The organism is Cysteiniphilum sp. JM-1 (genome assembly GCF_008711525.1).
In the GTDB taxonomy this organism is placed as follows: domain Bacteria; phylum Pseudomonadota; class Gammaproteobacteria; order Francisellales; family Francisellaceae; genus Caedibacter.
In genome coordinates this window covers 137941-149401 of sequence record NZ_VXKS01000005.1, presented here as the reverse complement: position 1 = coordinate 149401, position 11461 = coordinate 137941, and the positions used below count along the sequence as shown (strand labels likewise).

Below are 11461 nucleotides of genomic sequence, written 5' to 3'. Positions count from 1 at the left end.
CCGCTGAAAGCATCTAAGCGGGAAGCCAGCCTCAAGATGAGATCTCCCGGGATTAAATCCCCTAGAAGGGTTGTTGAAGACTACGACGTTGATAGGCTGGCTGTAGAAGTGCAGTAATGTATGAAGCTAACCAGTACTAATTGCCCGAGAGACTTGGTTATTACTCTATGATAGATTGTTAGAGGTTTTTAGAGAACCTACAAGTTGCTTGGCGACGATAGCAAATCGGCTCCACCTGATTCCATTCCGAACTCAGAAGTGAAACGATTTAGCGCTGATGATAGTGTGGCATTCGCCATGTGAAAGTAAGACATTGCCAAGCATAATATATTTCACCTGAGCTTTTCAAAAATACTTCCTTGACGGTTTGTCGTAAAACCTTCCATGGTGATCATTCCGGACTTTGAGTCAACGCTCGGGAGAAAATATCCCCTCGCTTCAAAGTCGTTAAAAGCAGTGCTTTTAACCCATTCCGAACTCAGAAGTGAAAACAGTTAGCGTCGATGATAGTGTGGCATTCGCCATGTGAAAGTAGAACATCATCAGGTTTTTTATTTAGAAAGGCACCGATAGGTGCCTTTTTGCTTTGTGGAATAGGACTATTCAAACATTCATTTCGCTAAAGACAATAAAATTAATGCTAGTTTTTGGCTTTAGATTGAAATGCAATAACCAATGCATGTACAATACGACGTTTACTACGTTAAAGATAATGTAACTGAATTCATGACTAATATAATTTTAAAAACACCAGAACAAATTGAGAAAATGCGTGTAGCAGGTCGTTTGGCGGCTGAAGTGCTAGAAATGATTGAATCATATGTTGTGCCCGGTGTGACAACAGCAGAGCTTGATAAGATATGCCATGATTATATCGTTGATAAGCAACAAGCCATTCCTGCTTGCTTGAATTATCGAGGGTTCCCAAAATCAGTATGTACATCGATTAATCATGTCGTATGTCATGGTATTCCTGCAGAAAAGAAGCTTAAAGCGGGTGATATTATAAATATTGATGTGACGGTTATTAAAGATGGCTTTCATGGTGATACCAGTAAGATGTTCTTTGTTGGTGGACGTGAAAAAGCATCAATACTCGCACAACGATTAACAGATGTGACTTATGAGTGTCTTGTTAAAGGGATTGAACAGGTTAAGCCTGGCAATCGCTTGCATGATATCGCTCAAGCGATTGAGAAGCATGCCAAGTTACACAACTTTTCTGTGGTCGAAATGTTCTGCGGTCACGGTATTGGTCAAGGTTTTCATGAAGAACCTCAAGTATTACATTATGTCTCAAAGCAGGCGCATGAGCACAAGTCTTTACAGACTGTTTTAAAACCTGGTATGACATTTACCATTGAGCCGATGATTAATGCCGGTAAAAAGCAGGTGACGCTCTTGCGTGATGGCTGGACGGCGGTAACTAAAGATAAAAGTTTATCAGCACAATGGGAGCATACATTAGCAGTGACTGAAAATGGTGTTGAAATATTAACAAAACGCCACGATGAGAAAATTTAGGATAGCCTATGTTAAGCCAATCTCAAGTGAATGAAGCATGTCATATGTTAAAACGTGACGGGCAGGAAGTTACGATTGCCAAAGTGCGTAAATTACTTGATAAGCATTATTCTTTTTTTGATGTGGCAGATAAGGTGCTTTTATATAAAGAAGATACTAAAAAAGCGGAAATGATTGCCAAGGAAGAGGTGGTGCAACCTCCTGAAAAAACGGTGCTAGGTTTAGGTGCTGTGATTGATAAGGTATTATTATCTTGCGCTTTGCGCGAACATAAAGAGGTTGCCATCAATCTTAAGGAAAAGTTGCAAGATTATATCGATCAAGAAATTAAAACAAAAATACATAAGTATGAACATGAGATAAAAAAAATACGCCAGAGAAATGATCATCTGGAGGTTAATTACTATGGAACTAAAGTAAGGTTTGAGCAGCTTATTCAAGAACATAAGTTGCTAAAAGAGCAAAACTATATGTTGCAGCAGCAACTACAAAAGGCGCAAGTAGTAAAAAATCACCGTGTTACTGAAGAAACTCAGCAGCAACGACCAGCGCAAATGAGAGATTATCAAACGCAAATGGCGCTATTAAAAGCAGATTGTTGTGCAACATATGATGTGCAAAAGCAAAGTATTGTTGTGAAAATGCCACCAAAGCATAAGCTAGAGCGTGAGTTTCAAAAAGGTATAAACAGTATCTATTTGCGTGCCAATGCTGTGTATGACTTTGCCACTAAATTTTGGTTTTTGGATCAATTTGAAGCAAAGACAATTAACTTATTGGTGCGCAATAATTTTGTGATTTCAAAAGAGCTTGCGTATGTCTTACAGAAGTTGCAAGATTGAGTGTTAATAAATCTTTTAAAACCTTGGGTAAGTGTTAAAATATTGACGTTTTTAAGAAGCTAAAAGGTGTGCGTATATGCCATTTGTGGTAACAGAAAGTTGTATTAAATGTAAATTTGGTGACTGTGTTGAGGTGTGTCCGGTAGATTGTTTTTACGAAGGTGAAAATATGCTGGTAATTAACCCTGATGAGTGTATTGATTGCGCACTGTGCGAACCAGAATGTCCTGTCAATGCGATCTATTCAGAGGACGAGTTGCCAGAAGATCAGTTAGAGTTTGTTGAGCTTAATCGTGAATTGTCACAAGAATGGGATAATATCACAGAGAAGTGTGATCCGCCTGAAGATGCAGATCAATGGCGTGACGTGAAAGACAAACGACAGTATCTTATTAAGTGATTGATCCTTTGTATGATAAAACAAATAAAAGCGATAGCACCAACACTTATTATTCTTGATCGAGATGGTGTGATTAATGAAGATTCGGATGATTATATAAAATCAGCAGATGAGTGGCAGCCTATTCCTGGAAGTGTCGAGGCAATTATTGAGCTTAAAGCAAAAAATATCCCTGTGGCAGTTGCAACGAATCAATCAGGTGTTGGACGCGGACTTTTCGATTTTAAAACACTGATGAGCATGCATGATAAGTTATATAACCTGTTAGCTGAAGATAAAGATGCCATTAAGCATATTGCCTATTGTCCGCATACTCCTGATGCACATTGCATTTGCCGCAAGCCGCAAACAGGCATGCTTGATGAGATCAGTCTGAAACTGAATATAGCATTGAGTCCCGAGGTTTTTTTTGTCGGTGATAGCTTTAAAGATATCCAAGCGGCAAGAAAAGCGAATTGCACACCAGTCTTGGTTAAAACTGGTAAGGGCTTAAGAACGTTAGCAAAGCATCACAGTGAATTAAAGGATGTCATGGTGTTTGATAATTTACAGCAGTTTGTGGAGGCTGTGGTATGAATCTAATAAAAGGCTTATGGTATGGCATATTGTGGCTAAGGCAAATTATTTTTGTGGTTTATGTCTTAATATTGACTATCGTCTTAGCAACGTTGACAGTGGTTCTAGGCATGTTAAGATTGCCGATAGCTGTGCGTTTAATTCCAGCAAAAGTTTGGTCAATATTAACACGTTGGGGGCTTGTTATTTTCTTATGGCTACGTGTTAAAACCGAAGGTCAAGAGAACCTTTTAAAAGAGCCGTGTGTTTATGTGTGCAAACACCAATCCTCATGGGAAACCGTGGTATTCCATGGCTTGCTAAATAATGTGTGTTTTGTGTTAAAAGAAGAGCTTTTGAGGATCCCTGTGTTTGGGCAAGGTTTAAAAGCTGTCGATAGTATTCCTATTGATCGCAAGCAAAGCTTAAAGTCCTTTAAAAAAGTATTACAAATGGGTAAAGAGCGTTTAAAGTCAGGGTTAAGTATCGTGATTTTCCCAGAAGGCACACGTGTGCCTGTTGGGCAATATCCGAAATTCCATAAAACGGCGATTACTTTGGCAAAATCCAGTGGTGCAATGGTCGTGCCTGTGGCGCATAATTCAGGTAAGTTTTGGCCAAATAAGGCAGGTTTGATCAAACCAGGTATTGTGACGTTGTCTTTTGGGCAAGCTGTTTCACCAAGTGATTTGGGTGTTGATGAGCTAAATGAATATTGTTACCAATGGATTAACGATAAAGTTAAAGCCATTGGTGGTTAAACACAGGAGTAAACAAATGAAGATTACAAAAGCGGTATTTCCGGTTGCCGGATTAGGTACGCGTTTCTTACCAGCAACGAAAGCCTCGCCAAAAGAAATGTTAACGGTTGTTGATAAACCTTTGATTCAATATGCGGTTGAAGAAGCCATTGAAGCAGGGATTAATGAACTTATCTTTGTGACGAGCACGCATAAGCGCGCGATAGAAGATCATTTCGATAAGAACTTTGAGTTGGAATATAATCTTGAGCAAAAGGGCAAACTTGAGCTATTGGAAACTGTACGAAACATACTGCCTTCGAGTGTTAACTGTGCCTATGTGCGCCAAAAAGAAGCGCTAGGGTTGGGGCATGCAGTTTTATGTGCCAAGCCTTTAATTGGTAATGAGCCTTTTGCTGTCTTATTAGCGGATGATTTAATTGATAATGTTGATGGTAAAGGTGCTTTGTCACAAATGATGAATCAATATTATTATCAAAAATGCGGTGTTATCGCGGTACAAAATGTACCAAAGAAAGATACAGGTTCTTACGGGATCGTTAAAACACGAGCAGATCAGAGCATTGAAGCGATTGTTGAAAAGCCATCACCTGAGAAAGCACCGTCAACTAATGCCGTCGTTGGTCGATATATATTACCAGGAGAAATTTTTGATTATCTTGAAACAATCCCTAAAGGTGCCGGTGGTGAGATTCAACTAACTGATGCCATTGCTAAGCTGATTGAAACACAACGACTTGTCGCACATAACTTTGAAGGTACGCGCTATGATTGTGGTGATAAGCTTGGATTTTTGATTGCCAACTTTGAGTTAGCAACTCGCGATAAACTACTGGGTAAAAAGTTTATGGCGCATGTGCAGACAACGCTTGGCGTAAATACAGTGAATGAACTTTTGGATCATTAATAAAATGAGCAAGCTAGGTACGGTTTATATTGTTTCAGCTCCCTCAGGTGCGGGGAAGACGTCATTGTTAAAAGCGCTTATTGAAACCAATGATGATGTTGCGGTTAGCGTGTCACATACAACGCGTAAGCCACGCCCGCAAGAAGTCAATGGGCAGCATTATCATTTTGTTGGTCATGAAGTATTTGAAAAAATGATTGCAGAAGATGACTTTATTGAATATGCCAAGGTGTTTGATCATTATTATGGAACGTCTAAAGCATCCGTTAATACACTGACACAGAAAGGCTTAGACGTAATCTTAGAGATTGATTGGCAAGGCGCAAGGCAAGCCAGAGAAATCTTTAAAAATAATTGTGTTAGTATTTTTATACTGCCGCCAAACTTGGACGCTTTGCGTGAGCGCTTAGTCAAACGGGGGCAGGATTCACAAGAGGTGATTGTTAGACGCATGCAAGACGCACAAAACGAGGCATCGCATGCCAATGAGTATGACTATGTCATTATTAATGATAACTTTAATGAAGCCTTAGCTGATTTGCGGGCATGTTTTCGTGTGCAAAAGTTAAAATCTCATCTAGACTACTGTCTGTAATACCCATCGTAAATCATTTTGCGGTGTTTGATTGTAAAGTAGTTTGTGAAGATTTTGGCAAGTTGGATTGCAGGTAATAGTTAGGACTATTGTCAAAATTTAACTTGCCAAAAGCACGCAAAAAACAAAGCAAAAAATTCTGTAAAATGCTTTGTGATGGGTATATAAGTTCATTAATTAGGGAGAATGCCGATGATAAAAAGGATAGTGGGTTTTTCAGCGATTTTATTAACAACGATAAATGCCAATGCAACTTGTGGTATTGATAAAGCGGGTTGCTCTTTGTTTTCAATCTCACCAATGGCAGGATACTATAGCTATCGTGAACCGGGGCTCATCAGTATCAAAGGACCAAGCTTTGGTTTAGATGGTAGCTACCAATATATTGATCGCAATAAAGTGACCTTGATTGTCGATGGACAATTTGGTTTTGTCAATGGCAAATATGATGGGCGTCTTCTTAATGGGCAGGCATTCCAGATGGATAATGATAATAGCTATATCTTGGGTATTTCACCGAAGGTCGGTTATGTTTTTTCATGGCAAAAATCAGGGTTGAAGCTCACTCCATATATTGGTTTGGGCTATCGTTATCTGAATAATGATTCAAGTAACAATTCAGCGGGATATTTACGTATTTCAAATTATTTCTATATCCCAGTAGGTGCCGATATATCATGGCATAAGAATAAACTGATTATTCAGTCACGTCTTGAGTTTGATGGACTGATTCATGGGATACAATACTCTGGTATTGATGGCGGAGTTACCAATCAACAACGCGAAGGCTGGGGTGCTAATGGCTATTTGCTTTTGGGTCGTGATCAAGGAAGTTGGGCATGGCTTATTGGACCATACATTAAATATTGGAAAATTCAAACTTCTGAAACAGCGGATGGTGCTACACAGAAAGTGTGGTATGAGCCAGAGAATAATACGGTCGATGCTGGCTTAATGATGAAATTTATCTTCTGATAGACAGACATTGTAAAGGGGCGTATGCGCTACGCCCCTACGATTAGCTTAATTAGAAATTCATGAAAAGCGCTGGAAAAAAATCACTTGCTCAACTACTGTTTATAGACAGTGGTTTATGAGTATCAAACTATGCATCAAAAAGAAATGGAATTGCCCACTATCCCAAGTATTTTCTTGTGTGTTTTAGCTGCTGTTGTGATTTATTTTGTGGCGCTTTATCTGCCAGTTGGACACTTTAGTGAAGCCGGCAAACATGCGTTTGCGGTATTTTGTGTGGCTGCCTTTTTATGGATTAGTAATATTTTCCCGTTGGCAGTAACGGGCATTATTGTGTTGTTTTTGTTGCCGATGTCAGGTGATATCTTTTCACAAGATGTTTATAGTTATTTTGGTAACTCAGCGATTTTTTTCGTTTTAGGTGCTTTTATTTTAGCAAGTCCAGTAATGCGCTCGGGACTCAGCAAACGTTTTGCAATTACTATTATTGCAAAGTTTGGTACAGGCTCAAAAAGATTGTGTATGTCAATCTTTGTGCTAGCAAGTATTATGGCGTTTTTTATTAGTGAGCATGCGGTAGCGGCAATGCTACTGCCTATTGTGCTTGAAATCGTAACGGCGGCAAATGTGAGAAAGAAAAGCCGCTTTGCCTTTGCCGCTTATATGGCAATGGCGTGGGGTGCGATGATCGGCGGGACTGCTACCCTATTAGGTGGCGCGCGTGCGCCGTTAGCCTTAGGGATATTGCAAGATACCTTTGCCAATAATGCACAATTTGCGCATGCCAGTCATATTGGTTTTATTCAATGGAGTATTTGGGTGATCCCGATTGTGCTTATTATGCTGGCATTAGCAAGTGTTTGTGTCTTGATTGCAGCGCATAATACAGGGGCTAATATTCAATTAGCGCGTGAGACATTAATGGCGCATAAAAAGCAAATTGGCAAAATCACAAAGCGCGAGATCTTAACACTAATTGTCGTATTATTTACGATTGTATTATGGGTGTGTTATGGCACGGCTTGGGGCCTAGATTGGATTGCCTTTTTGGGTGTGATTATCGCTTTTAGTTTACGCATTACCAATTGGAAAGAAGTTGAGAAAGATGTGCAGTGGGGCATTGTCTTGATGTATGGTAGTGCAATTGCTTTAAGTGTCGCCTTACGTAACACAGGAGCTGCCGCAGAGATGGTGCAAATGATGATGCGTTTAGGCATTGAATCACCTTTAGTTATTCTCATCTTGCTTGTGGTATTGGCAGCGATATTAACAGAGATTATGAGCAATGCGGCCTCAGTAGCTGTCCTATTACCGATTGGCTTAGCTTTAGCGGTGGAGTATGGCATTGATCCACGTGTGGTGACCATTGCGATTGCGACAAGTGCTGGACTAACCTTTATGTTACCTGTGAGCACGCCAGCAATGGCACTCGTTGTGCAATCAGATCACGTCAAGATTCATCAGGCAATGGCGTGGGGTGTAGGACTTAAATTAGCTGGGATTATTGTTATTACATTAGCAATGGCACTCTATTGGCCACTTCTAGGTGCCTTTTAACCGTTTAACTTAATTTAAATCAAGAGTGTAATTTTATTTTATAAAACTTTAATTGACAGACAAACGTATGCTGATTATGATCGGCGCACATTCCTGTGATAAAGGAGTAGTCAATGTTGTATTTACATCGCTATTGGTTGCTGATTATCTTTCGGCAGTTGCTTAACCCTCCAACAAAATAACACGCTATTGATTATTTACATCGTTTGATCTTGTAATTAGTGCTTTTGCATAGAATACGCAGGCTTAATGTGCAGAGAGTATTGCTATTTGATCATTCTTACGTGTTAGGAAAATTTAGATTAAACAGTTAATTTTTGGATCAATCAGGCTTTGATAACAGTTAGCTGTAGGGAAAAGGAGATTAAGTAATGTATAAGAATCCAGATCTAGATTTTGTATTGAATTTAAAACAAGCAGTAAAAGATGGGCTTTATGAGTATATTGAATATCAGCAAATCATTGTTCACAAGCAAACAAAGGTGCATATTAAATTAGGCGAACCGATATTAGGGACAAAGCTTGCAGAGATTAAAGGCAATCCATTTCAACATCGCGGGGTTGCGGGCTTAAAGCAAGCTGAGTATGCATTAAATAGTTTTCATAATATGGGGCTTGGTAATGATCCAAAGCTGCTGGTACAAAGTGTGATTGAATTGCTAAAGCAGGTAAGATCGGCATCAAGTCATTATCATCAGCGTTATTCACGATTTGGCTGTTTGACTTATCATATTATGCTGGCAATTTATAGCTCAGGATATTTTATTGATGGAGACGATGAAGCGAGATCTAAATTATTACCAAATGAGGATTTTGAACGACTTAAAAGCTTAATAAATGGTGCGCATGATGGTTTGGATAGAGGTGATTTTGCTTATGTTTTTGGTGGCATGCGCTCATTGTTTGAGTTCAATCGCAATGACTTTTTTAAATATCTCGATTTTGCACAGTATGGCGAGCTTATTTTACAGTTCTTACGTAGCCTTACAAATGGATGGTCAGACAATGCGAAAGACTGGCAGCTTGAGAATAATGCCTATCACTATTCGCTGGATAATATAGATGAGAAACAACGCTTAAAATCTTATATGGAGTCATCAATTAAAGCATTGCAAATACAAAACCCACTGGCTTTTTCCGTGGTGTATTTGTTGAAAATGGTTTCAGATATGAATAAGCGAGTAGTATCCTTAGAAAAGCAGCTTGGTGTGGTTGCGGTAGATACTGAAGAAAAACAAGCGTTAAAAGCATCAATGCAAATGATTCGCAAGATAACCGGCATTGAGAAAGATCATATCTCAGCAGGCGATTGGGATAAGGTGTTAAGTGATGTGCATTGGTTAAAGCCAACACAAATAAATAATAGTCCTGACTATGCCGGTCAGTTTAATGATGGTAATGATCCAACGATTATGTTAGATAATCATATGCGACCACCACTGGATAGTAAAAATTATGCAGTTAAAGAGTTAGCAAATGATTTGATTGATTCATTAATTGATATTCACGATGGTTTAGCAGGGGCGTTACTTTCTGGATGTGCGCAATACCTAAAGGCAATGGGCTATGAAGTGCCGTGGGCAATTGATGTGGCTAAAGGCTATAGCAACGGAGTCGCTGATTTAAAGGTTACGGGTTTGGCCGGTTCATTAAGTGGTAAAGCTGCGGGATTGATTAGTAAATATAGTTTCCAAACCGTTGATATTGGTGTCAATTTAGCACAAAGAAGTAATGGTGTATTTGGTGTACATGGTGTTTTTGGTTTAGAGCGCGCTTATGCGATTAAAAACTTTGCCATGCAGGCGATAGCGCTGCGAAGTCGCAGTTTATATGCCAATAATCCACAGCGATTGGAGGCACTGTGTCATGCGCGATTATCCAATATGATCAGAAGTTTTTATCAGATTTGTTATAGCCTGTTAGATAAAGAATGCACACTGCAAAAATGGTCAGTATGGGCAAAAAATAATAAGCGTAAGGGAAGTGAGACCGTGCATCGCAGCTCACTTATTTGCTTTATCGTTCAAGCCTATTTGAAATTTTTTGATAAAGAACAAAACACCTTAAGAAATGCGATTTTGCATAAAGCAAATCACAATGATAGTTATCGCATTCCTTATATCGAGCGTCAAAAAGTAGGGACGTACATGAAAGGCTTTTTACTGTTGGCGAAGGGGAGCAATATTTATGAAGGTTCTGGACAGGGAGCGCAAAGAACAGCGTTATGTTGGCAAATTCTAAATCACTCAACGAGATTGCATGCAGAGGTAGCGTTTGACGCTGAAGATCATGCGAATATATTAATTAGCTAAACAATGGGGGTAAATTAAAAGGGTTTATGATTGGTATGTATACCAGTTATAAGTTGATTTTTATTAAGAGAAGGATGCAATAAAACCATTTGATGTTTCGTGTATTTTCAAAGTATGGGAATTTATTCTATATGGCTCCCCGAGACGGACTTGAACCGCCGACCCAGTGATTAACAGTCACTTGCTCTACCGACTGAGCTATCGGGGAATGCCTTAACGAGAGGGGATTTTATAGGCGATACGTTTGCTAGTCAATAGCTTTTATTTAAAAAAAGAGAATATTTATCAAGTTGATGAAAACATAGTCATTTTAAGGGTTTGAGTGCTTGAGTGAAATGATTTGAGTATCCTTTAAAAGACGTTATGATGTGGCAAAGTTAGCGAGTTAATAAAAGTGAGTTTTATGCATTATGACATTTCATTAGATCAAATTGCTGATATCAATACACACCGTAAAGCTTTGAATAAAGAACATGCTGCATTGATTATTATTGAAATGCAAAATGTTTTTCAAGGCGAGATTATTTCGGATAAACAAATAAATCATGTTAAACAGTTAGTTGCATTTGCAGAGCAGCATCACATTAAAAAGATATTTGTGCGCCATAATGATAGCTCGCAAACTTCAGAAAATATGATTCAGTGGTGGGGTGGCGATCAAATTGTTAAAGACAGTCATGCGTGGCAAATTATTGATGAGTTTGATCTAACGGGGGCTGAAATTGTTGATAAGAGTCAATATAGTGCCTTTTATCAAACGAATCTTGATAAGATCTTGCAAGATCATCAAATTAAAGAAGTGATTATTTGTGGTGTGATGACAAATTGTTGTTGTGAGACAACAACTAGAGATGCCTTTATGCGGGGTTATAACGCTTTTTTTGTCAGCGATGCGACGGCAACAGTCAATAGTGATTTGCATCTAGCAGCAATTAAAAATATTGCATTTGGATTCGCGCAGGTAATCGACACTAAATGCCTAATTTCCTCTTGAGATCAGGCGCTACGGTATCAACAGCATTATCGTTGTTTA

Annotated in this window: 11 protein-coding genes, 1 tRNA gene and 2 rRNA genes; 13 read left to right on the top strand and 1 reads right to left on the bottom strand. The window is 39.0% G+C overall.

The window, feature by feature from the left end; all coding sequences use genetic code 11:
* From F3D68_RS03765 to F3D68_RS03710, 12 genes are all read left to right on the top strand, one after another.
* Window positions 1-161: ribosomal RNA gene (locus tag F3D68_RS03765) — 23S ribosomal RNA — on the top strand; the annotation flags it as partial.
* 46 nt (window positions 162-207) lie between these two features.
* Window positions 208-322 (top strand): 5S ribosomal RNA (gene rrf / locus F3D68_RS03760).
* 404 nt (window positions 323-726) lie between these two features.
* Window positions 727-1524, top strand: a complete 798-nt coding sequence (gene map / locus F3D68_RS03755) for a type I methionyl aminopeptidase (protein ID WP_151193128.1) — start codon at window positions 727-729, stop codon at window positions 1522-1524.
* A gap of 8 nt (window positions 1525-1532) precedes the next feature.
* Window positions 1533-2366, top strand: a complete 834-nt coding sequence (locus F3D68_RS03750) for a hypothetical protein (RefSeq protein ID WP_151193127.1) — start codon at window positions 1533-1535, stop codon at window positions 2364-2366.
* A 76-nt stretch (window positions 2367-2442) separates the two neighbouring features.
* Window positions 2443-2766: a ferredoxin FdxA gene (gene fdxA, locus F3D68_RS03745; protein WP_117002322.1), complete on the top strand. Its 324-nt coding sequence runs from the start codon at window positions 2443-2445 to the stop codon at window positions 2764-2766.
* 12 nt (window positions 2767-2778) lie between these two features.
* Window positions 2779-3342: a D-glycero-beta-D-manno-heptose 1,7-bisphosphate 7-phosphatase gene (gene gmhB, locus F3D68_RS03740; RefSeq protein ID WP_151193126.1), complete on the top strand. Its 564-nt coding sequence runs from the start codon at window positions 2779-2781 to the stop codon at window positions 3340-3342.
* Window positions 3339-4082, top strand: a complete 744-nt coding sequence (locus F3D68_RS03735; RefSeq protein WP_151193125.1) for a lysophospholipid acyltransferase family protein — start codon at window positions 3339-3341, stop codon at window positions 4080-4082. Before gmhB ends, F3D68_RS03735 begins: the two co-directional genes overlap by 4 nt.
* 16 nt (window positions 4083-4098) lie before the next feature.
* The gene (galU, locus tag F3D68_RS03730) at window positions 4099-4989 is read left to right on the top strand and encodes a UTP--glucose-1-phosphate uridylyltransferase GalU (protein ID WP_151193124.1); all 891 of its coding nucleotides are present in this window, start codon (window positions 4099-4101) and stop codon (window positions 4987-4989) included.
* Window positions 4990-4993: 4 nt separating this feature from the next.
* Window positions 4994-5584, top strand: a complete 591-nt coding sequence (gmk, locus tag F3D68_RS03725) for a guanylate kinase (protein WP_151193123.1) — start codon at window positions 4994-4996, stop codon at window positions 5582-5584.
* Window positions 5585-5776: 192 nt separating this feature from the next.
* Window positions 5777-6559, top strand: coding sequence for a hypothetical protein (locus F3D68_RS03720; protein WP_151193122.1), 783 nt, complete (start codon window positions 5777-5779; stop codon window positions 6557-6559).
* A gap of 132 nt (window positions 6560-6691) precedes the next feature.
* The gene (locus tag F3D68_RS03715; protein WP_151193121.1) at window positions 6692-8116 is read left to right on the top strand and encodes an SLC13 family permease; all 1425 of its coding nucleotides are present in this window, start codon (window positions 6692-6694) and stop codon (window positions 8114-8116) included.
* Window positions 8117-8487: 371 nt separating this feature from the next.
* Window positions 8488-10428 (top strand): hypothetical protein, encoded by a 1941-nt coding sequence (locus F3D68_RS03710; RefSeq protein WP_151193120.1) that lies wholly within the window; start codon window positions 8488-8490, stop codon window positions 10426-10428.
* 132 nt (window positions 10429-10560) lie between these two features.
* On the opposite strand, the gene F3D68_RS03705 is transcribed toward F3D68_RS03710, so the two are convergent.
* A tRNA-Asn gene (locus F3D68_RS03705) sits at window positions 10561-10636 on the bottom strand.
* A 195-nt stretch (window positions 10637-10831) separates the two neighbouring features.
* Between F3D68_RS03705 and F3D68_RS03700 the strand changes: the two genes are divergently transcribed.
* Complete coding sequence (locus F3D68_RS03700) at window positions 10832-11422, top strand: isochorismatase family protein (RefSeq protein ID WP_151193119.1); 591 nt, start codon at window positions 10832-10834, stop codon at window positions 11420-11422.
* Window positions 11423-11461: the final 39 nt, after the last annotated feature.

Coding starts and splice junctions, on each gene's coding strand:
- map (WP_151193128.1), top strand. CDS start 727: ATGACTAATATAATTTTAAAAACACCAGAACAAATTGAGAAAATGCGT.
- F3D68_RS03750 (WP_151193127.1), top strand. CDS start 1,533: ATGTTAAGCCAATCTCAAGTGAATGAAGCATGTCATATGTTAAAACGT.
- fdxA (WP_117002322.1), top strand. CDS start 2,443: ATGCCATTTGTGGTAACAGAAAGTTGTATTAAATGTAAATTTGGTGAC.
- gmhB (WP_151193126.1), top strand. CDS start 2,779: ATGATAAAACAAATAAAAGCGATAGCACCAACACTTATTATTCTTGAT.
- F3D68_RS03735 (WP_151193125.1), top strand. CDS start 3,339: ATGAATCTAATAAAAGGCTTATGGTATGGCATATTGTGGCTAAGGCAA.
- galU (WP_151193124.1), top strand. CDS start 4,099: ATGAAGATTACAAAAGCGGTATTTCCGGTTGCCGGATTAGGTACGCGT.
- gmk (WP_151193123.1), top strand. CDS start 4,994: ATGAGCAAGCTAGGTACGGTTTATATTGTTTCAGCTCCCTCAGGTGCG.
- F3D68_RS03720 (WP_151193122.1), top strand. CDS start 5,777: ATGATAAAAAGGATAGTGGGTTTTTCAGCGATTTTATTAACAACGATA.
- F3D68_RS03715 (WP_151193121.1), top strand. CDS start 6,692: ATGCATCAAAAAGAAATGGAATTGCCCACTATCCCAAGTATTTTCTTG.
- F3D68_RS03710 (WP_151193120.1), top strand. CDS start 8,488: ATGTATAAGAATCCAGATCTAGATTTTGTATTGAATTTAAAACAAGCA.
- F3D68_RS03700 (WP_151193119.1), top strand. CDS start 10,832: ATGCATTATGACATTTCATTAGATCAAATTGCTGATATCAATACACAC.